Raw genomic sequence first — 19,608 nt, 5'->3', positions numbered from 1 at the left:
ACGCATCGCCCCCCAACCCGACCGCGGGGCCCCCCCCGGCGGCCCCCGCGCCCGCCCCCCCCCCCCCCCCCCCGGGCCCCGACACACCTGGCCGCGAAGCGACACAACTGAGCACCCCGGGGGACACGGACTCCTCCCCGTGCCCCCCTGTTGTTGGCCATCGCAATCCGTGGCGGCGGATGCGGTGGCCTTTTTATTTGCCGGCCTCGAGCTGACGCCGCTGCCACACCAGGGTGGCGACGACGACCACCACCACGGCCACCACGGCCACCGCCACAGCCGCATCGTCAAGCAGGGCGATCGCCACTGCGCTCAACATCAGCACCACCCCTACCCCGACCATCCGTAAACGGCCATAGATGCCCGCGAGCAACGCCGAGAAGCCGAGCAACAGCACCATCATCAGCCCCATCACTGCGTTGTCGAACACGGCCTGGAGCTGCGGCAGATAGAGCAGCCGTACCAGCACGAACAGCGTCGCCCAATGTGCCAGGGTGCGGACCACGAAGACCGCGCGTGCGCTCGAGCCGGATTCGAAACCGTCCCAACCGACCCACAGCGCGAGCGCACCGAACAGCGGGATCAATATCTGCCAGTAGAGCAGTGCGGTCGCGGGGGCCAGATTGGTCAACCCAACCCCGATGATGACCGCGACATAGAGCACCACATAGGGCCACTCGGCCAGGAACAAACGACGCAGACTGCCTGCAGCGGGACTCGACACGATGCCACCTCCTGTCAGCATGAATGGTGTCCGGCCCCAGCGCCGGACACGACGATTGCCCCAAGGGTAGTACACCCACCGGGACAAGGGTCTCGAACACACTTGCGTTGGACCGCCCCATCCCGCTAGCGTACCCCGACACCACCGCTCCAACCCCACCGGACCGCACATGCCCGACCCTCACAGCCAGGCCGTGACCGGCTGGCGACAGACCCTGCTCGCCCTGCTCGACCGGCGGGTGCTGGCGATGCTCTTCCTCGGCTTCTCGGCCGGGATCCCGCTGTTGCTAATCTTCTCTTCACTATCGCTGTGGCTGCGTGAGGCCGGCATCGAGCGCAACGCGGTGACCTTCTTCAGCTGGGCCGCACTCGGTTATTCGTTCAAATTCGTCTGGGCACCGCTGGTCGACCGCCTGCCGCTCCCCCTGCTCACCCAGGCGCTCGGACGCCGCCGCGGCTGGCTGCTGCTCGCCCAGATCGGGGTCGCCGGGGCGATCGTGCTGATGGCCCTCACCGACCCCGCCGGTGGCGAGCCGGCACTCGCGCGCATGGCGCTGGCCGCCACCCTGCTCGGGCTGACCGCCGCCACCCAGGACATCGTCATCGATGCCCTGCGCATCGAGTCGGCCCCACCTCGACTGCAGGCGTTGATGTCCTCGACCTATATCGCCGGCTACCGCATCGGCATGGTGGTCTCCGGGGCCGGCGCGCTCTATCTAGCCGCCTGGTTCGGCTCGACGGCCGAGGCCTACAGCTACACGGCCTGGCGCGACACCTATCTGGTAATGGCCGCCACTCTGGGCGTCGGGCTCGTCACCACCCTGCTGATGCGCGAACCCGAGGCCAGAGAACGGCTCGCACACCCCTATCCGGGACGTGACTATCTACGTCTGGTGGTGGTGTTCGTGGTGGTGGCGGCGAGCTTTGTCAGCGCCTTCTTCCTCGGCGCGCCGCTGTTCGCCGCGCCCGCTGGCGACGCGCTGTTGCGCTTCGCGCTGGAGGTGGCCCATCTCGCTGTGGCCATCGCCGTGGCGGCGACGGTCGGCTGGGGACTGGTACGCCTCGGCCTGCTCGAGCGGCGGCTGGCACGCGAGACCTGGATCGAACCGGTCGCCGATTTCTTCGCGCGCTACGGACTGCGCACTGCGGTACTGTTGCTGGCGCTGATCGGTCTCTACCGGATCTCGGATATCGTCCTCGGGGTGATCGCCAACGTCTTCTACCAGGACATCGGCTTCACCAAGCCGCAGATCGCCTCGGCAGTGAAGACCTTCGGGGTGCTGGTCAGCATCCTCGGCGGGCTGCTCGGCGGCGTCCTTGCCACCCGCTTCGGGGTGATGCGCATCCTATTGCTCGGCGCCGTGCTCGCCGCCCTCACCAACCTGGTATTCGTACTGCTGGCCTATGCCGGCAACGAGCCGCTGCTGCTCTATCTCGCGGTCAGTGCCGACAACCTCGCCGCCGGACTGGCCAGCGCGGCCTTCGTCGCCTTCCTCTCGAGTCTGACCAGCGTCTCCTTCACCGCGGTGCAGTACGCCATCTTCAGCTCGTTGATGACACTACTACCCAAGGTGCTCGGCGGCTACTCGGGCTCGCTGGTCGACACCCTCGGCTATCCCGGTTTCTTCATCTTCACCACCCTCATCGGCATCCCGGTGGTGGCGCTGGTGTGGCGGGCCGGACGGCTGTTGCGCGAGACGCCCTGACCCGCCCGCCCCGCCGGGCGGGTCAGACCGCGCCCCAGGTGGCGCGCCTGACCTCGGTTTTGGTCGCGAGCAGGGTCTCCAGATCGTGGCTCGGCAGGCCCGGCCGGTAGTCGGCCAGGGCCTCGAACACCCGGATCACCTTGTCCTCGCCGGAGAGCCCCTTGAGGTCCTGCTTGTCGAGATAGCAGCGCTCGGTGAGGGCGTTCCACACCACGCCGTCGCTGTGCTGGATCAGCACATAGGGATGCCCCAGGATCTCGACCTCGGCACTCTCGGCGATGTTGTCGACGAACAACAGCGGCCGACAGTCCGCGGCGAGCGCGGTATGGAAACGGGTGACGAACTCGGGCAGCTCGTCGATGCTCGCGAAGTTGCCCGCCACCATCCGCAGCCGGGTCTCGTCGGCGACCAGGACCGCCTGTTTGAGCACTGCCTTGGGTGGGGAGCGCTTACCGGTGGTGGTCTTGAGCTCACCCTCGAGCACCACGAACTCGCCGCGAAAGACCTGTAGGTCCGCCCGGCTCGGCGTGCCGAACAAGGTCTTGAGCCAGAACAGCTCCTGTTGTTGATAGATATCGAGCAGCATCGGTCCGGTCTCTCCACGATGACAGGGATTCGGGATGCGTCCGTCAAGGCGCGAATCGCACATGGCTGTCGGCTTTGCGACCAAGGGATTCGGACCCACTCGGCCACACACCACCCTTCAAACGCCTGCGATTCAAGCCAACACGCCACCAGACGACGCACCGTGATGGACCCACACCAGGTCCGTGAGGTGCGTTCTGCAAGAACGGGGCCTGACACCGCCTGACATCCTCGTCATCTCACTGATCTATAGTGACAGGGATGCGCCGGCATCACCGGCCGGCGCCACCGCCAAGGCGAGGCCTCGCATGTCCGATCCGCAGCACCTCTATCTCTCACTGATCCCGCAGGCGCTGATCGCCTCGATGCTCGACCCCCAGGCGTTCGGTAGCTACTACTCGATCGGCGCCAAGGTCCACGTCCAGGGTGAATCGATCTTCTTCGAGGTCGACCCCGGGTTCCGCAACGCCGACTTCCCCTTCGAGCTGATCGCCGAACGCTGTGTGCGCACCCCCGAGGGCGCGCTCAAACGCTCGGTCTATCTCGCCATCTACCGGGTGCTCGAACGCATCCCGGTCGCCGCCCTCGGCAACCTCCATCTGGTCACCAACGACGGCAAGACCCTGACCCTCGAGCGCACCCCCTACAGCCCCAGCCCACAGCCGCGCTCGCACCTCTACCAGGAGTTCAGCCCGGTCACCCCGCTGGTCGCCAGCCGGCTCGAACCGCACGATTTCTGCGACTTCATCACCGACCCGGGCAATCCCGTGCACGTGCCCCGGGTGGTGTTCTCCGAACTCCACCTCGGCGCCCTCGCCACCGACCCCGAACACGGTGCCGCTGACGACCTGCCCTACCCCAATCTCGCCCATCTGCGCGACGTCCTGGTCGAACTCAACAGCGACGCCACCACCAAATCGAGCAAGTTGGTGCTGCGCCAGGTCAAGGCCGGGGTGTTCTACCGCATGGTGCGCAACGGCTTCTATGTCGGCGATCAGCAGGACTTCGCCTACTATCGCTTCCCCGATCACGGGATGCTCGAGGACCAATACCGCGACTGGTGGCGCTCGGCCCAGCTCGGTCCGCTCGAATGACCTGCAACCCCGTCAGGGAGACACCCGATGAATGAGATCGCCTTCTGGATCGCCCCCGTCGCCGCCCTCAGCGCACTGGTGGTCGCGACGCGCTTCTTCCGCGAGATGCTCGCCGAGGACCAGGGCAACGCGCGCATGCGCGAGATCGGCGACCATGTCCGCCACGGCGCCATGGCCTATCTGCGCCAGCAGTACCGGCTGATGCTGCTGGTGTTTGCGTTACTCACCGCGCTGTTCGCGCTGCTCTCCCACGGGTTCGGCCTGCAGAGCACCTGGCTGCCGGCGACCTTCGTCTGCGGCGGGCTGTTCTCGGCGCTGGCCGGCTACATCGGCATGCAGACGGCCACCCGCGCGGCCACCCGTACCGCCGCGGCGGCACGGACCTCGTTGCCCCAGGCGCTGCGCATCGCCTTTCGTAGCGGCGCGGTGATGGGGCTAGTGGTGGTCGGGCTCGGACTCGGTAACATCGTCGTCTGGTTCGCCCTCGCCGACTGGTTATTGCCGGCCGGCGAGGATACCGGGGTGCGCATGGTGCTGGTCACCACCACGGTGTTGACCTTCGGCATGGGCGCCTCGATGCAGGCGCTGTTCGCCCGAGTCGGCGGTGGCATCTTCACCAAGGCCGCCGATGTCGGCGCCGACCTGGTCGGCAAGGTCGAGAGCGGCATCCCCGAGGACGACCCGCGCAACCCGGCGGTGATCGCCGACAACGTCGGCGACAACGTCGGTGACGTCGCCGGCATGGGCGCCGACCTGTTCGAGTCCTACTGCGGCTCGATCCTCGCCGCCTGCGCCCTCGGCGCCGCGGCCTATGTCGGCGACCCGACACTCCAGATCAAGGCAGTGGTAGCACCGATCGCCATCGCCGGGCTCGGCGTGCTGCTGTCGATCCTCGGGGTCTTCCTGGTGCGTACCCGCGAGGGCGCCGACCAGCGCGCCCTGCTCGGCGCCCTCTCGCGCGGGGTCAACACCGCCGCAGCGCTGATCATCGTCGCCAGCGCACCATTGCTGTGGGCGCTCGGCGTCGCCAACCCCTGGGGGATCTGGGGCGCGGTGGTCAGCGGACTGCTCACCGGCATCGTCGTCGGGCGCGCCACCGAGTACTACACCTCGCCGAGTTATGCGCCGACGCTGCACATCGCCAACCAGGCCGAGGGCGGACCGGCGACGGCGATCATCGCCGGCATCGGGGTGGGGATGCTGTCGACGGCGGTGCCCATCCTCGCCGTCGGCGCCGGCACCCTGGTCGCCTTCCTCTGCGCCTCGGGCTTCGACCCGGGCGCGCTCAATCAGGGGCTCTACGGCGTGGCGATCGCCGCCGTAGGGATGCTCTCGACGCTCGGCATCACCCTGGCGAGCGATGCCTACGGGCCGATCGCCGACAACGCCGGTGGCAACGCCGAGATGAGCGGCCTCGGCCCCGAGGTCCGCGCCCGCACCGACGCCCTCGACGCCCTCGGCAACACCACCGCCGCCACCGGCAAGGGCTTCGCCATCGGCTCGGCGGCGCTCACCGCGCTGGCGCTGATCGCCTCCTATGTCGAGGTGGTACGCATCGAGCTGATCCGCACCGGGGTCGCCAGCCTCGAACTCGGTCACGAGGTGGTGGTCGCCACCGCCGGGGCGACCCTCGCCGACTTCATGGACTATTTCGACGTCACCCTGCTCAACCCCGCGGTGCTGGTGGCGGTACTGCTCGGGGCGATGGTCGCCTTCGTCTTCAGTGGGCTGACGGTGCAGGCGGTGGGCCGCGCCGCCGGGCTGATGGTCGAGGAGGTGCGCCGTCAGTTCCGCACCGACCCCGGCATCCTCGCCGGCACCTCGGAGCCGGACTACGAGCGCTGCGTGGCGATCTCGACGCTCGGCGCCCAGCGCGAGATGCTGGTGCCGGCGCTGATCGCGGTGAGCGCGCCGGTGGCGGTGAGCCTGCTGCTGGGTGTGGCGGGGGTGATCGGGCTGCTGGTCGGGGGGCTGTCGAGCGGTTTCGTGCTGGCGGTGTTCCTATCGAACTCGGGCGGCGCCTGGGACAACGCCAAGAAACACATTGAGGCCGGGCACCACGGCGGCAAGAACTCACGCGCCCATCGCGCCTCGGTGATCGGCGACACCGTCGGCGATCCCTTCAAGGACACCTCGGGACCGAGTCTCAACATCCTGGTCAAGCTGATGAGTGTGGTGGCCATCGTGATGGCGGGGGTGAGCACCAGCCACAGCCTACTGTGAGGGTTGACCGTTGACCGCCCGGCCCACGCCGGGCCGGGCGGGGGAACTAGATATGGGTCGAGAGCGGGGCCTCGTGGGCCAGCGGCTCGCCCAGCTCGTCCCAGCTGAACAGGTTGAAGGCGCGATGGCCGTTGTGATCGAGCACCCGCAGGTCGTCGGTCTCGGTAAAACCGTTGGTGACCTTACGGAAGTGGCCGCCATAACGCTGTTCGGCCAACTCCAGCGGGATCTCATAGGCGAGAAACTTGGGGATCCCCTTGTTGTTGAGGCGATCGAGCAGCTTCGGGTTCTCGATCGAATCGTAAGAGGTCAGGATCACGATCGGGCCGTTTCCGGTCAGGAGCATGACGCATTTCATAACCAACTCCCCTGGTTGACCACCCGCGCAAGCGCGGTGCGGTGATGAAGGCAGGACTGCCTGTCAGGTCGGCATGCGCAAACCGGCATGCCTCCGAGGCCCGATTCTAGCACCGCCTCGAAACCGCAGGGCCGCAGTCGATCTCAAACCAGCGGGTCAGACCCCATATGGCTCCCGACACCAATCACGCAGTATCCGCAGGTCGCGTGCCGGCAGGTAGGCATAGGCCCCCATCAGATCGGCATGCACCGCTGCGGCGAGCCGGTGCGACACCCGCGGGTCGGAGAGCATGTGGAAGTACCAGGCGAAGGGATAGCCCTGGCTGCGATCGAAGGCGTGGAGCCGATTGGCCAGGGCCGCGCCACGCACCCCATCGACCCACTGTAGTGACACATCCGGGGTACCGGTAGCCGCCACCGGCCGCGCACGGTCATGTCCATCCTCATCGCGTACCGCGACAATCCAGTGGTGACAGAATTGCACCTGCTCGGCGGCTGAGCTTCGTATCCAGTCGGCGAGAAAGCGCGGTAATCCACAACCGTACCCGGTCCGGGCGAGCAGCGGCTGTAACCGCAACACACGCCGCAACACCAGACGCGGCGGCGCCACCGGCTCGGGTTCGAGTCTGGGGAAGTCGGTCGGATCGACGAATTCGGCAAGCCCCTCCGGGTACCAATCGGGGTCGGTCAGCGGGCGCTCGAGTACCTCTCTCAGCTCCTCGAGCTCGATTTGGATGGCGGCCTCGGGGGCCGGGCCAGTGGCAACGCTCAGATAGTGGGTACGGCCCTCGACGCGGGTGACGAACAGCCGCCCCAGGGGCAGGCCGTCGAGCAAGCGCTCCAGATCTCCACCCGCGGCGGCGAACGCGGCCTCGGCCCAGGGGCGGACCTGCTCAGCCACCCGCCGGCCCTCGAGGTCGATCACGCCCCCCAGTCGATACCAACCACCACGGGTGAGGACATGGCGCAGCGGTTGCCCAGGAAACATCGCCTGGAGGCGCTCGCTCAAGGCCGCAACCCCACCCCCTGGCGACCAATCCCGACAGACCCGGGCGATGGCCTGTTCGAGTTCGCCGACAGGCGGACGGACGGAGGTGTTGGCGATCATCGTCATCGGACTGGACTCGATTCGGTGACAGGAGCACGGGCCGGCCCCGGCTCATGCGTGGGTGGCGAGCAGCAGCCCGCTGGCCGCATCCGGGTCATCGGTCAGGGCGGCGCACCCCGAGGCGCCGGCGCCGACCAGATAGAGGCTCACCCCGAGCAGCTCGCGATAGGGCTCGCGGACGCCGACCTCATCCTCCAGACAGAGGGTGAAGTGCAGCTCGTCGAAACTCTCGCGCAACGCCTGCACGGTCTGCGCGTTGGCACCGATGCGCGAGACCACGGCAACAACCTGCTCGATGCGCTCGGGCGCGATCATGCCGCCCCCCCGGCCGGGGCAACGCCCTGGCGCATGACCTTGGCCAGCCACGGCGGAGCATGCCCGGCAAGCACGTCCTGCAGCGCACGCAGGTGCTCCCGGATCTCACCACCAGCACCGAGGCGGATCGGGTGGACGTCGACCTTGACCACCTTGGCCGCCGCCGGCCCCCCGATCGAGGCGACGTAGAGCAGCTGACAGTCGGCGATCAGGCCGGCACGATAGCTGTTGCGATCGTCCTCGGCCCGACCGTCGTCGATCTCACGGACCTCGATCAACCGGATCTCCGCGGTCGAGACCTGATAGACCAGGAAGCGGCGCGCCGCGCCGAAGTGACCATCGAGCTGTTCGCCCGAGTCCGAGGCGCAAGCGACCCGGATCGAGCCCGGCAGCTCACCCTCGACATAGGGCTCGGGCAAGGGGGGCGGTTGGGTGTCACCGACCTCGCCCCTGAGGATGGCGAGCGCATCCTTCAGCCGCTCGGGCTCGAGATCGGCGAGCGCGCCGTCGGCACCCTGGCGCAGATCGCGCAATCGCAGACGCTCGAGCGTGTCAGCGGTCGGAGGTAGCCCCAGGGCGGAGTCGAGCACGCGCAACAGACGCGCGACACCGATCTCGGGGAGGATCCGGGCGGCAAGCCCGATGCGCAGCGCGATGTCGTCGGAGAGTGGTACGGCGGTCATGAGGGTGACTCCCTGGTGTTGGCGGGACCCGTCCCAGCGCATCGGGACGGGCCGGATCCGGCTCAGGCCGGGACGATGCAGTCCTCTTCCATGCAGGCGTCGAGGCACTGTGGCATCCCCGGCTCGCCCTCGCCGTCGCACTCGGTACAGGTGGCGGCATCGATCCGGTAGACCCCCTTCCAGGGGCTGATCGAGTGGCTCGGGCAAGCCTGCTCGCAGTCGCCACAGGCGGTGCACAGGTCGCGCAGGATTTGATAGGCCATGATGGGGTGCCTCCTCAGGGCGGTTTAGTCGTCCACGCGGCGGAAACGCAGCGTCGTGGGGAAGTTCGGCGGCGGGCTGATCGGGTCGATGTACCAGCGCGAGCCGTCGGTCAACGCCACCTCCCCGCCCCAGCGCTCGGCGCTGTCCTGCTCGACCGAGGCGATGGTCTCTTCCATGTCCTTCTTGGCGACATAGAAAAGCAGCGCCCCGGTTTCGTTCTTGCGGATCATCACGTTAGGCATCGGTTTCGCCTTGTCTGCGATGCGGCGGGAAAAACCGCGAAGACGCGAAGAGCGCCAACAGCACCTACCCCGTCCACGGCATTCGGTTTCCAGGCTCTCCGGCCCGCGCGCATCTGATGGATCGGCACACATGGGGTGCTTACGGACCTGCTTGTGTTTCGCCCCGGGCGACCTTGCGAACAGCCTTTGCGTCCACCAAGAGTCGGGCGAGCGATGGTCGGCAGCGCACCCCACGTGCGTGGCTCGACCGCGAAGGCAGCGGGACGCGCCCATCACACCTTTGCGTCCTTGGCGCCTTCGCGGTTCCAGGTCAGCGCACCAGGTCGTAGTTGAAGTCGGTCACGCCCATCTCGCGCGTCTCCTCGTCAAGACGCTCGAGCACCGCGTTGACCAGGGTGGTGAGGATGTACATCGCACCCTCGTAGCCCAGGGTGGTCATGCGGTGGAGGTGGTGACGGTCGAAGATCGGGAAGCCGAGGCGGATCAGTGGTACCTCGGCGTCCTTGCCCTTGTGCAGGGTGTCGCGCTGGATGAACTTGCCGTAGCTGTTGCCGATCAGGAAGTCGGGCTTGTCGGTGAAGCACAGCGAACGCAGGTGCCAGAGGTCGTGGTTGATGTAGACCTTGCCCGAGGCGCCATAAGGCGACTCGGCGAGCAGCTTCTCGACGGCCTTCTTCCAGCGCTTGTTGGCGTGGCTGCAGAGGATGTGGGTCGGCTCGGCGCCCAGCTCCATGAGGAACTGGGTCATGCCCATGACGAAGTCGGCGTCACCGTAGAGCGCAAACTTCTTGCCGTGCAGCCAGGTGTGGCTGTCGGTCATCATGTCGACCAGACGACCGCGCTCGCGGGTCAGCGACTCGGGGATCGGCTTGCCGGTGAGTTCGGAGACCTTCATCAGGAAGTCGTCGGTCCACGCCAGCCCCATCGGGATGTTGAGTGCCGGGACATCGTGCTTCCAGGTCTGCTGGGTGAACTTCTTGGTCTTGACCAGCTGCCAGGGCTGCAGCAACAGGGTGTCGACGGCGTTGGGCGCGTCCTTGACCTCGGCGATCGGGGTGCCGCCGTCGTACATCCGGTACGCACCGTCGGCCGGGGTATCGAGCACCTCGGCGGGATCGCACAGCAGGCTGTAGTCGACCCCCATCTCCTGCATCATCCGGTGCATCACCCGGTAATTGCCGAGATAGGTCTCGAAGCCCGGCACCAGGTTGATCTTGCCGTTGGAGCCGACCGCCTTGTCTTCCATCGCGTTGAGGGTGAAGTAGCGCTGGATGCCCTCGAACATGTTGTCCCAGCCGGTGGTATGGCTGCCGACGAAGCTCGGGGTGTGGGCGAAGGGCACCGGGAAGTCCTCGGGGACATGCCCCTCCTTGCGCGCGTTGCCGATGAAGGCGTTGAGGTCGTCACCGATGACCTCGGCCATGCAGGTGGTGGAGACGGCGATCATCTCCGGCTTGTAGAGCGCGCGGGCGTTCTCCAGCCCGTCGAACATGTTCTTCTGGCCGCCGAACACCGCCGCGTCCTCGGTCATCGAGTCCGAGACACAGGCCACCGGCTCCTTGAAGTGACGGTTGAAGTAGGTGCGGAAGTAGGCCACACAGCCCTGCGAGCCGTGCACATAGGGCAGCGTCTTCTCGAAGCCGAGCGAGCAGAGCACCGCGCCGAGCGGCTGACAGGCCTTGGCCGGATTGATGGTCAGCGCCTGGCGCTGGAAATTGAGTTCTTGGTACTCGGCGCTGGTGGTCCAGGCAAAGGTCTCCTCGATACGCTCGGGCGAGACGATCTCTTCGACGGTCGCGCGCTTGTTGGCGAGGCTCTCGGCATAATCCGCGTCACAGAACAGCGGGTAACAGGGCTTGATGTTGTCGACGGTCTGGCTCATGGCGTGTGCTCCTACCGCGCCGCAAATCCGCGGACGACGGCATCGGGTCCTGGGAAAGAGAAGATCTTGAACCGCAAAGACGCAGAGGACACCAAGGGGTACTGGCAGGTCGGCTGGCTCCACCGCACGGCAGAAGGCCAAACCTTGGTGGACACCTTTGCGCCCTTCGCGCCTCGGCGGTCCATCTACTGCAGTGCTGCCTCAGGCGCTGGCGGCAATCGCCTCGGTCTCGACCGCGGTCGGCTTGAGCCAGGGGGCCTGCATGCTGTTCCAGCAGGGGTTGTTGACGGTCATGTCCATGTCGCGGGCGAAGATGGCAAAGCCGTCGTAGCCGTGGTACGGACCCGAGTAGTCCCAGGAGTGCATCTGGCGGAAGGGCACGCCCATCTTCTGGAAGATGTACTTCTCCTTGATCCCCGAGCCGATCAGGTCGGGCTTGACGCGCTTGACGAAGGCCTCGAACTCGTAACCGGTGACGTCGTCATAGAGCAGGGTCGCATTGCCCATCTCCTGAATGGTGCGGTCGTAGTCGTCGTTGTGGGCGAACTCGTAACCGGTGCCGACGACCTCCATGCCGAGGTCCTCGTAGGCGCCGATGACGTGACGCGGTCGCAACCCGCCGACATAGAGCATCACCTTCTTACCCTCGAGACGCGGACGGTACTTGGCGATCACCGCCTCGTACTCGGTCCGGTACTTGGCGATGACCCGTTCGGCGTTGGCCTGGATGGTCTCGTCGAAGAAGGCGGCGATCTTGCGCAGCGACTCGGCGATCTTGGTCGGCCCGAAGAAGTTGTACTCCATCCACGGGATGCCGTACCTCTCCTCCATGTAGCGGCTGATATAGTTCATCGAGCGGTAGCAGTGGATCAGGTTGAGCTTGACCTTAGGGGTCAGCTCCATCTCCGGTAGGGTACCGTCGCCCGACCACTGAGCCACCACCCGCAGCCCCATCTCCTCGAGCAGGATGCGCGAGGACCAGGCGTCACCGCCGATGTTGTAGTCACCGATGATGGCCACGTCATAGGGGCTAGTCTCGAAACCCTCGTCGTCATCGCGGTTGCCGAGCACGTGATCGCGGATCGCGTCGTTGGCGATATGGTGCCCGAGCGACTGCGACACGCCGCGAAAGCCCTCGCAGCGTACCGGCACCACCGGCTTGCCGTGCTCCTTGGTCTTTTTCTTGGCCACCGCCTCAATGTCGTCGCCGATCAGGCCGATCGGACACTCCGACTGCACGCTCACGCCCTTGACCAGGGGGAAGAGCTGCTCGATCTCGTCGATCAGCTTCTCGAGCTTCTTGTCCCCGCCGAAGACGATGTCCTTCTCTTGGAAATCGGAGGTGAAGTTCATCGTGCCGAAGGTGTTCACCCCGGTGTGGCCGGTGTAGTAGTTGCGACGCCCGGCGCGCGAATAGGCACCACAACCGACCGGGCCGTGGGAGATGTGCACCATGTCCTTGATCGGCCCCCACACCACGCCCTTGGAGCCGGCGTAGGCACAGCCGCGGATGGTCATCACCCCGGGCTGCGACTTGCGGTTGGAGATGATGCACTTCTTCGACTGCTCGACCGACTGGTCGTTGGCCGCGAGATGCTTGGCGCGGTCCTTCCGCGCCTTGTCGGGATAGGCCTCGAGCACCTCTTGGATGAGGGCCTTGGTCTCTTCGAGGGTCATGGTCGACATGCTGTGTCCTCTATACGGCGCCGCGGCCAATCCGCCGACGGTCGCGCGGTGAGAAACGCTGGGGGGGCAGGACGTCGCCGACGGCGGCGTGTCCGCACAAGGGGTTGGAACGGGGTTCAGGCCACCGCCTCGTCTGCTGCGGTCTTACCGACGATGCTCTCGTCCTCTTCCTCGAGCACGCCGAACTCCATCAGCAGGTCCTCGAGTGCATCCATCGAGATCGGCGTCGGCACCACGAACATCTGGTTATCGATGATCTTCTGCGCCAACGTGCGGTACTCGTCGGCCTGGCCCGACTTGGGGTCGTACTCGATGACCGTCATGCGACGGATCTCGGCACGCTGCACGATGTTGTCGCGGGGGACGAAGTGGATCATCTGGGTGCCGAGCTGACGCGCAAGCTCCATGATCAGCTCGTCCTCGCGGGCGGTATTGCGGCTGTTGCAGATCAGCCCGGCGAGACGCACGCCGCCAGAACTGGCGTACTTGACGATGCCCTTGGCGATGTTGTTGGCCGCGTACATGGCCATCATCTCGCCGGAACAGACGATGTAGATCTCCTGCGCCTTGTTCTCGCGGATCGGCATCGCGAAGCCACCGCAGACCACGTCGCCGAGCACGTCGTAGAAGACGAAGTCGAGATCCTCCTCGTAGGCACCCTCTTCCTCGAGGAAGTTGATCGCGGTGATGACGCCGCGACCGGCGCAGCCGACACCCGGCTCGGGACCGCCGGACTCGACACACTTGATGTCGCCGAAGCCGACCTTGAGCACGTCCTCAAGCTCCAGGTCCTCGACCGAGCCGGCGTCGGCGGCCATCTGCATGATGGTCTCCTGGGCCTTGGAGTGCAGGATCAACCGGGTCGAGTCGGCCTTGGGGTCGCACCCGACGATCATCACCCGCTTGCCCAGCTCGGCGAGCCCGGCGACCAGGTTCTGGGTGGTCGTCGACTTGCCGATGCCGCCCTTGCCGTAGATGGCGCACTGTCGTGTTGCCATGGTAGGTTCCTCTCGTTGGCCCGCACTCGCGAGCGTTGCTCGATGTCATCCACACAAGGGCATTTGCAGCCCTTGTGCCAACATCAAGCAAACGACCTACCGCATTGATTATGATCGATTATTGAAAGCCGATCGGGGTCCACTCGGATGGTCGCATCCACGACAAAGCCGTAAGGGGTGTATGGATAGCAACAGACAATCGACCCACCGTGTCGCCCCGCCGCTGCCCTCGCTCCCGGCCCGCGTCCGCCTCCCGCTCAACCGCTGCAACCTGCCGGCGGTGATCCTCGGTAGCCTCACCTATCAAAAACACCCGATCGATCTCGAACTCGACGGCATCGCCCCGCTCCACACCCCGCTCCTGCGCAACCTCGACGCCATCCCCGAGCCCCGCGACCGCGCTCACCACTTCCAGGACTACATGCGTTGGCGCTTCCTCCTCGATCGCCCCGAAGAGGCCGGACTCGGCCGCGACAGACGCGGACGCGCCAAGGCCGACTACCGACGCCTGGTGCGCGGTTGGTCGTTCGACGCCGATGGACGCGAAGGGGCGGTACTCAAGCGCTGGGTGGAGAGCCGCTTCGGCCTACTCGCCCGCCACCATGCCGGCCCCCTACACGAACGCACCAGCGAGACCTATCTGCGTTATATCGCCGCCGGCGCCCAGGGTCTCTATGCCACCAACGCCCTCGAGGCCCAGCTCGACCTGCTCTACACCTATGGCCAGTACGAGTTGCAGCGCCGCGACCCCGGGCGCACCCACCTGCGGCTCTATCGCGGGGTCAACCGCATCGACGAACACGAGGTCCTCGAACGGGTCGGACGCCATCGCTACCGCGTGCTGCTCAACAACCTCAACAGCTTCACCAGCGAGCGTGAGCGCGCCGACGAGTTCGGCGACTACATCCTCGAAACCGAGGTGCCGCGCCCCAAGGTGTTTTTCTACAACCGGCTGCTCCCCGACCTGCTCAAGGGCGAGGACGAGTACGTGGTGATCGGCGGGGTCTACGAGGTGCGGATCTCGGTGCTATGAGCCGCCGGGCGGCGCGGACAGGGAGGGCGCGACGCGGATCCAAACCGGCGAGCCCCGGCCTCGGAGACGGGTGGGCACGCCGAGGGAGCGAACCATGGAGCAGCCGAGCGACACGGCGACAGACCGAAACCATCCCGCCACCGCCCCGACCATCCTGCTCGCCTTGACCCTACTTGGCAGCGGCTGCGCGGCGCCGCCCGAGCGCCCCGCGCCGGAACCGGTCGACGCCCCAGTCGCGACCGCACCCGCCACGGTCGCCACCGAACCACAACCACCTGGAACACCCCCGACCACCGACCCCGGACCGCCGAGCGGGCCGAGCGACGCCGCCAGGCGCACCATCCGCATCGATCTCGGCGAGCAGCGCTTCACCTATATCGAGGACGGCGAGCCGGTGCACAGCGGCCCGATCTCATCGGGCCGCGCCGGCCACCCCACCCCGCGCGGGCGCTTCGCCGTGCTCGCCAAGGACATCGACAAGGTCTCCTCGCGCTACACCAACCAGCTCGGCTGGCAGGCGTGGATGCCCTACGCCATCCAGTTCCACGGCCACTACTTCCTCCACGAGGGCTGGCTTCCCGGCTACCCCGACTCGCACGGCTGCGTACGCGTCGGCGAGCAGGATGCCCGCTTTCTCTTCGAGCGCCTGCGGCTCGGCGACCGCGTCGAGGTCGTCGACTGATGCCGAGGCAGCGCAGCCTTTACCCGAGATTTCACTATCAGCAACGCCCTCGGTCTTGCGCGGGCGCTGCTCCAGCATGTCCTCGATCACCGCAGACGTGGAGGCTATGCGCCCCATGACCAGATCAGCGCTCGACATCATGGTGCAGGCAAGGGTTTATCAAAATTAATGAAATCGATATTCGTTTTCATTTAAAATAGGCATCGGCACGGGGATCTCGACGAACGGCCGCGGCATTGCATGCGAAGGACGGATCCTGGCCGACGGCGCACCGCGAGCGATGCCCGACTCACGCTTCACCAGGCGGTTGCTCGGTCTGCACATCAAATAGATCGAACACGAGATCGACGACAGTCACCTCTGCCACTGCCCCCCGTATCGCAAACGCCCACCAAGCCGTCCTGTCTCCCCGCCGCCGACACGCCATTCAGCCCGCGAGATTGACTCACGTCCATCGCGGCGCAGGCACGACGTCCCTCTTAAGACAGGTGGTTCAACATGACTCGACGCAATACCAGAGACCCGGCTGCGTGGCCCCGAACCGCGTGCAACGGACGCCGAAGACAGCCGGTCGCCCTGGCAATCGCCGGCGCCTTATGCCTCGGCACCACCGCAAACGCACTGGCCGAGGAAGCCGACGATGCGGCAAGCGAGGCCGCGGTGACCCTCGACACCCTGACGGTCACCGCGCGCCGAGCCGCCGAGCTAGCCAAGGACATCCCCTTCAGCATCTCCACCGTCAGTGGCGAGCAACTCGAGGAGCGGCGGCTGCGCTCGCTGAGCCAGATGCTGCAACAGACACCGAGCGTCGACTTCGTCTCGAACATGGGTATGAGCAACCGGACGCTGCGTATCCGCGGCGTCGGTTCGCTGCAGAAGGTCAGCGGCGAGGACACCTCGGTCGTCATCAACCTCGACGGCCTGCCGCTCTCGGCGACCAGCTCGACGATGAACCTGCTCGACGTCGAGCGCGTCGAGGTCCTCAAGGGTCCACAGGGCACCCTGTTCGGGCGCAACTCCGAGGCCGGGGCCGTCAACATCACCACCCGCCGGCCGACGCGCTGGACCGAGGGCTATGTACGCGGCGAGGTCGGTGAGGACAATTACTGGATGCTTGAGGCGGCAGTCGGCGGGCCTGTGACCGAGACCCTCAGCGCCCGCATCGCCGCGCGCACCTCTCGGATCGACAGCTTCGTGACCAACGAGGTCGACGGCGACCCGGTCGTCGAGCCGACCGATCAGGCCGTCCGCGGCTCGCTGCTGTGGGAGCCCGTCGTCGGCACCAGCCTGCTGCTCACGGCCGGTCACGAGGAGCAGAAGGACAGCGACGTCGACTACGTACTCTACCCCTACAGCGATTCCCCCAGGGTGAACCAACCCTCGGGCAGCCTCTCCGACAGTCACCGGATGAACCGCTTCACCGCCGAACTCAACCATGAGCTGAAACATGCCGTGCTGACGCTCTTGAGCGGCTACTCGGAGTCGGACAACAAGAACACCACGCCCATCTACGAGGGACGGACCTATCAGCAACTCGTCGGCACGCAACCGGACGCGCGCTGGAGCACCGTCTCCGACGAGACCGTCTATAACAACGAGATCCGTCTATCCTCCAAACCCGGATCCGAGCTCTTCTGGGTCACCGGTGTCAATTACTATTACTCCGACCGCACCTGGGACAGCCGCGACAACTACGACAACTTCTATCCTTACAATCCCTACAACGCCAGGATCGACCGCGACTTCACCACCGAGGCGCTCGCCGTCTTCGGCGAGACGACCATGCCCATACCGAACATGGAGCGCCTCAAGCTGACCCTGGGCGCCCGCTACACCTGGGAGGAGAAGGACTACGAGGCCGACTGGGTCGCCAATCCCAGCAATCCCAGCTCGATCCGCACGGCGCACGACGAGCAGAGCCTGAGCGACGACTACCTGACCGGTCGCATCGCCCTGGGCTATGCGCTGACCGAGGAGATCAACCTCTACGGTCTCTTCGCCCGCGGCTATAAGAGCGGTGGCTTCAACCAGGAGGGCACCAACTTCACCGCCGGTGGCGAAGACCCGCCCTACAAGGCCGCGACTGTCAACAGTCTGGAGACCGGCTTCAAATTCGAGAGCGCCGACGGTCGCTTCGGACTCAACGGCGCGCTCTTCTACAACAAGGTGAAGGACGACCACCTGCTGAGCTTCGATCCCCAGTCGATGTCGACCCTGGTCGAGAACTACGACACCGAGAGCAAGGGTGTCGAGCTGGAAGGCGTCTGGCGGGTCGGCAACGGCCTCACCCTCAGCGGCGCGGTCACCTACCTCGACGCCCACATCCTGGTCGACGGCGACGACAGCGCGAGTCCCGTCAAGGACGACAACGAGGTACCCGAGGTGCCGAACTGGGGCGCCAGCGTCTCCATCAACTACATCAGGTCGCTACCGGCCTTCCTGGGGCTCGACTCGCCCACCCTGAGCACCGAGCTGACCAACCGCTACGTCGGCTCACGTCCCGCCAACCCCGAGAACCACTTCGAACTCGACGCCTACAACAAGCTCGACCTGCGCATCGGGCTCCAGGAAAAGGGCGTGGAATTCTATGTCTGGGGCGAGAACCTGCTCGACGAGGACTACGATCTCTACGGCTACCACATCGCCCCCTACTACCCGGGAGGCAACAGCGCCCGTATCGGCTATCCGGGTCGGCCACGCAGCTTCGGCGTCGGACTGAGCTACGTCTTCTGAGCCACACCCGCCATGCCCGGGAACGGATGACCGGGCATCCCCTCCTCCACAGCCCACCACGGACGAAGACGCAGCGCCAACCGTGAGCCCATCGACGGGGAGACCATGCCAAGGAAGGCCTGCGGGTCGACCCCGTCCGCAGCGTCTTCGCGACCCGATCAACCGTCGAAGGAACGTGGGATCCGGTCAGCTCGTCGGTCGCTGCCCCGTTCATCGAGGCCGACGCGCATGAACCACGCGCGGCGCACAGACCGCGTCCTCAGACGATCGTGTAGGGATCCGGGCAGGTGCGCCGCGCCACGCCGGCGCCGAGCGCATCGATCGCTCGCATCTCCTCGGCGTCGAGGACGAAATCGTGGATCGCCTGGTTCTCGACCATGCGCTCTGCCCTGGAGGTCTTGGGCAGCGCGGTGCGACCGCTCTGCAGGTGCCAGCGCAACACGACCTGACCGGGGCTCTTGCCGTGACGCCCGGCGATGGCGACCAGGACCGGGTCACGCAGCAACTCGAAGGCCCCGCTGGCGAAGGGCGCATAGGCGGTGACGACGATGCCCTGCGCGCGGCAGAAGGCCTCCAGCTCGGGGTCCCGGCAATAGGGGTGAATCTCGACCTGATTGACCGCGGGACGGTACGCCGGCTCGGGCACGTCGGCGATCAGCTGGCGCAGATGGTCGATGGTGAAGTTGGAGACACCGATGGCGCGCGCCGCGCCCTTGTCGGCAAGCTCACAAAAGGCGCGCCAGATGGTGGCACGGACGCGCCGCGAGACCTCCGGGTCGCCGCCGGGCGGCGCGCTGAAGCTCCCCGGCCAGTGCACCAGCAGCAGGTCGACATAGCCGAGCCCGAGATCATCGAGGCTGTCGACCATGTCGTCGCGGACCCGCTGGGCGATGTCCTCGACCCGATCGGCGTCCCAGGTCCGCTTGTGCGAGACGTTGAGGTGCGGCGGCGCGGCCGGATGGGCGAGCTTGGTGGTGATGAAGACCGCATCGCGAGTCAGGGCGCCGCTGGCAAAGCGCTGACCGAGCAGGGTGCCGACCATGCGCTCGGTCCCGTAGACATGGGCACAGTCGAACGCCCGATAGCCGTTGTCCAGCGCCAGATCGACGGCGCGCCAAGCCTGTTCGGGGAGGAAGCCCTGGAAGGCGGTCGCGCCCACCCAGTCGCCGAAGGCGGTGCCGAAGGCGAGGGTCGGCATCCGCACGCCGTTGTGCAGGGTGACGGTTCGCAGGTCATGGTGCGCGTCGCGCATGTCTCGCACTCCCAGGGTTGGTCATGTCGAGGCAACACTAGC

At 66.3% G+C, this 19,608-nt stretch carries 18 protein-coding genes; 6 read left to right on the top strand and 12 right to left on the bottom strand.

Annotated elements, in window-relative coordinates:
- Nucleotides 1-193 precede the first annotated feature (193 nt).
- On the bottom strand, nt 194-724 hold the full coding sequence (locus HF203_RS13210; protein WP_168670466.1) for a hypothetical protein: 531 nt from the start codon (nt 722-724) through the stop codon (nt 194-196).
- A gap of 169 nt (nt 725-893) precedes the next feature.
- Here HF203_RS13210 and HF203_RS13205 point away from each other — a divergent pair, with 169 nt between their 5' ends.
- Nucleotides 894-2,429 carry an AmpG family muropeptide MFS transporter gene (locus HF203_RS13205; RefSeq protein ID WP_168670464.1) on the top strand — a complete coding sequence of 512 codons (1,536 nt, stop codon included), beginning with the start codon at nt 894-896 and terminating at the stop codon, nt 2,427-2,429.
- Between the two features lie 22 nt (nt 2,430-2,451).
- Here the strand turns inward: HF203_RS13205 and HF203_RS13200 are convergent, their stop codons facing one another.
- The gene (locus tag HF203_RS13200; RefSeq protein WP_168670462.1) at nt 2,452-3,015 is read right to left on the bottom strand and encodes a hypothetical protein; all 564 of its coding nucleotides are present in this window, start codon (nt 3,013-3,015) and stop codon (nt 2,452-2,454) included.
- 307 nt (nt 3,016-3,322) lie between these two features.
- Between HF203_RS13200 and HF203_RS13195 the strand changes: the two genes are divergently transcribed.
- Together HF203_RS13195 and HF203_RS13190 are read left to right on the top strand one after the other, a co-directional pair.
- Nucleotides 3,323-4,108: a hypothetical protein gene (locus tag HF203_RS13195; protein WP_168670460.1), complete on the top strand. Its 786-nt coding sequence runs from the start codon at nt 3,323-3,325 to the stop codon at nt 4,106-4,108.
- A gap of 27 nt (nt 4,109-4,135) precedes the next feature.
- A complete protein-coding gene (locus HF203_RS13190; protein ID WP_168670458.1) occupies nt 4,136-6,331 on the top strand; it encodes a sodium-translocating pyrophosphatase in 2,196 nt (731 codons plus the stop codon).
- Between the two features lie 46 nt (nt 6,332-6,377).
- Here the strand turns inward: HF203_RS13190 and HF203_RS13185 are convergent, their stop codons facing one another.
- From HF203_RS13185 to nifH, 9 genes are all read right to left on the bottom strand, one after another.
- Nucleotides 6,378-6,677 carry a hypothetical protein gene (locus tag HF203_RS13185; protein WP_246221780.1) on the bottom strand — a complete coding sequence of 100 codons (300 nt, stop codon included), beginning with the start codon at nt 6,675-6,677 and terminating at the stop codon, nt 6,378-6,380.
- Nucleotides 6,678-6,845: 168 nt separating this feature from the next.
- The gene (locus HF203_RS13180; RefSeq protein ID WP_168670454.1) at nt 6,846-7,802 is read right to left on the bottom strand and encodes a hypothetical protein; all 957 of its coding nucleotides are present in this window, start codon (nt 7,800-7,802) and stop codon (nt 6,846-6,848) included.
- 45 nt (nt 7,803-7,847) lie between these two features.
- Nucleotides 7,848-8,111 carry a DUF6129 family protein gene (locus tag HF203_RS13175; RefSeq protein ID WP_168670452.1) on the bottom strand — a complete coding sequence of 88 codons (264 nt, stop codon included), beginning with the start codon at nt 8,109-8,111 and terminating at the stop codon, nt 7,848-7,850.
- On the bottom strand, nt 8,108-8,794 hold the full coding sequence (locus tag HF203_RS13170) for a dinitrogenase iron-molybdenum cofactor biosynthesis protein (protein ID WP_168670450.1): 687 nt from the start codon (nt 8,792-8,794) through the stop codon (nt 8,108-8,110). Before HF203_RS13170 ends, HF203_RS13175 begins: the two co-directional genes overlap by 4 nt.
- 62 nt (nt 8,795-8,856) lie before the next feature.
- Nucleotides 8,857-9,057, bottom strand: a complete 201-nt coding sequence (locus HF203_RS13165; RefSeq protein WP_168670448.1) for a 4Fe-4S binding protein — start codon at nt 9,055-9,057, stop codon at nt 8,857-8,859.
- A gap of 24 nt (nt 9,058-9,081) precedes the next feature.
- Nucleotides 9,082-9,300, bottom strand: a complete 219-nt coding sequence (gene nifT / locus HF203_RS13160) for a putative nitrogen fixation protein NifT (RefSeq protein WP_168670446.1) — start codon at nt 9,298-9,300, stop codon at nt 9,082-9,084.
- Between the two features lie 310 nt (nt 9,301-9,610).
- Nucleotides 9,611-11,182, bottom strand: coding sequence for a nitrogenase molybdenum-iron protein subunit beta (gene nifK / locus HF203_RS13155; RefSeq protein ID WP_168670444.1), 1,572 nt, complete (start codon nt 11,180-11,182; stop codon nt 9,611-9,613).
- A gap of 201 nt (nt 11,183-11,383) precedes the next feature.
- Complete coding sequence (nifD, locus tag HF203_RS13150) at nt 11,384-12,868, bottom strand: nitrogenase molybdenum-iron protein alpha chain (protein WP_168670442.1); 1,485 nt, start codon at nt 12,866-12,868, stop codon at nt 11,384-11,386.
- A 116-nt stretch (nt 12,869-12,984) separates the two neighbouring features.
- On the bottom strand, nt 12,985-13,866 hold the full coding sequence (gene nifH / locus HF203_RS13145; RefSeq protein ID WP_005224879.1) for a nitrogenase iron protein: 882 nt from the start codon (nt 13,864-13,866) through the stop codon (nt 12,985-12,987).
- Nucleotides 13,867-14,047: 181 nt separating this feature from the next.
- On the opposite strand from nifH, the gene HF203_RS13140 reads away from it, so the two are divergent.
- The 3 genes from HF203_RS13140 (at nt 14,048) to HF203_RS13130 (ending at nt 18,314) form a co-directional block, all read left to right on the top strand.
- Nucleotides 14,048-14,899, top strand: a complete 852-nt coding sequence (locus HF203_RS13140) for an NAD(+)--dinitrogen-reductase ADP-D-ribosyltransferase (protein WP_168670440.1) — start codon at nt 14,048-14,050, stop codon at nt 14,897-14,899.
- A gap of 94 nt (nt 14,900-14,993) precedes the next feature.
- Nucleotides 14,994-15,581 carry a L,D-transpeptidase gene (locus HF203_RS13135; RefSeq protein WP_168670438.1) on the top strand — a complete coding sequence of 196 codons (588 nt, stop codon included), beginning with the start codon at nt 14,994-14,996 and terminating at the stop codon, nt 15,579-15,581.
- Between the two features lie 660 nt (nt 15,582-16,241).
- Nucleotides 16,242-18,314, top strand: a complete 2,073-nt coding sequence (locus HF203_RS13130; protein ID WP_343043924.1) for a TonB-dependent receptor — start codon at nt 16,242-16,244, stop codon at nt 18,312-18,314.
- A 259-nt stretch (nt 18,315-18,573) separates the two neighbouring features.
- Here HF203_RS13130 and HF203_RS13125 read toward each other — a convergent pair whose 3' ends face one another.
- Nucleotides 18,574-19,566, bottom strand: coding sequence for an aldo/keto reductase family protein (locus tag HF203_RS13125; protein WP_168670434.1), 993 nt, complete (start codon nt 19,564-19,566; stop codon nt 18,574-18,576).
- Between the last annotated feature and the right edge of the window lie 42 nt (nt 19,567-19,608).

Origin of the sequence: Marichromatium bheemlicum, assembly GCF_012276755.1 — a bacterium.
In the GTDB taxonomy this organism is placed as follows: Bacteria; Pseudomonadota; Gammaproteobacteria; order Chromatiales; family Chromatiaceae; genus Marichromatium; species Marichromatium bheemlicum.
This window is presented reverse-complemented; position numbering and strand designations above follow the sequence as displayed.

Excerpts from the sequence above, each read along its gene's own strand:
- HF203_RS13205 (WP_168670464.1), top strand. The coding sequence starts at position 894 with ATGCCCGACCCTCACAGCCAGGCCGTGACCGGCTGGCGACAGACCCTG.
- HF203_RS13200 (WP_168670462.1), bottom strand. The coding sequence starts at position 3,015 with ATGCTGCTCGATATCTATCAACAACAGGAGCTGTTCTGGCTCAAGACC.
- HF203_RS13195 (WP_168670460.1), top strand. The coding sequence starts at position 3,323 with ATGTCCGATCCGCAGCACCTCTATCTCTCACTGATCCCGCAGGCGCTG.
- HF203_RS13190 (WP_168670458.1), top strand. The coding sequence starts at position 4,136 with ATGAATGAGATCGCCTTCTGGATCGCCCCCGTCGCCGCCCTCAGCGCA.
- HF203_RS13185 (WP_246221780.1), bottom strand. The coding sequence starts at position 6,677 with ATGCTCCTGACCGGAAACGGCCCGATCGTGATCCTGACCTCTTACGAT.
- HF203_RS13180 (WP_168670454.1), bottom strand. The coding sequence starts at position 7,802 with ATGACGATGATCGCCAACACCTCCGTCCGTCCGCCTGTCGGCGAACTC.
- HF203_RS13175 (WP_168670452.1), bottom strand. The coding sequence starts at position 8,111 with ATGATCGCGCCCGAGCGCATCGAGCAGGTTGTTGCCGTGGTCTCGCGC.
- HF203_RS13170 (WP_168670450.1), bottom strand. The coding sequence starts at position 8,794 with ATGACCGCCGTACCACTCTCCGACGACATCGCGCTGCGCATCGGGCTT.
- HF203_RS13165 (WP_168670448.1), bottom strand. The coding sequence starts at position 9,057 with ATGGCCTATCAAATCCTGCGCGACCTGTGCACCGCCTGTGGCGACTGC.
- nifT (WP_168670446.1), bottom strand. The coding sequence starts at position 9,300 with ATGCCTAACGTGATGATCCGCAAGAACGAAACCGGGGCGCTGCTTTTC.
- nifK (WP_168670444.1), bottom strand. The coding sequence starts at position 11,182 with ATGAGCCAGACCGTCGACAACATCAAGCCCTGTTACCCGCTGTTCTGT.
- nifD (WP_168670442.1), bottom strand. The coding sequence starts at position 12,868 with ATGTCGACCATGACCCTCGAAGAGACCAAGGCCCTCATCCAAGAGGTG.
- nifH (WP_005224879.1), bottom strand. The coding sequence starts at position 13,866 with ATGGCAACACGACAGTGCGCCATCTACGGCAAGGGCGGCATCGGCAAG.
- HF203_RS13140 (WP_168670440.1), top strand. The coding sequence starts at position 14,048 with ATGGATAGCAACAGACAATCGACCCACCGTGTCGCCCCGCCGCTGCCC.
- HF203_RS13135 (WP_168670438.1), top strand. The coding sequence starts at position 14,994 with ATGGAGCAGCCGAGCGACACGGCGACAGACCGAAACCATCCCGCCACC.
- HF203_RS13125 (WP_168670434.1), bottom strand. The coding sequence starts at position 19,566 with ATGCGCGACGCGCACCATGACCTGCGAACCGTCACCCTGCACAACGGC.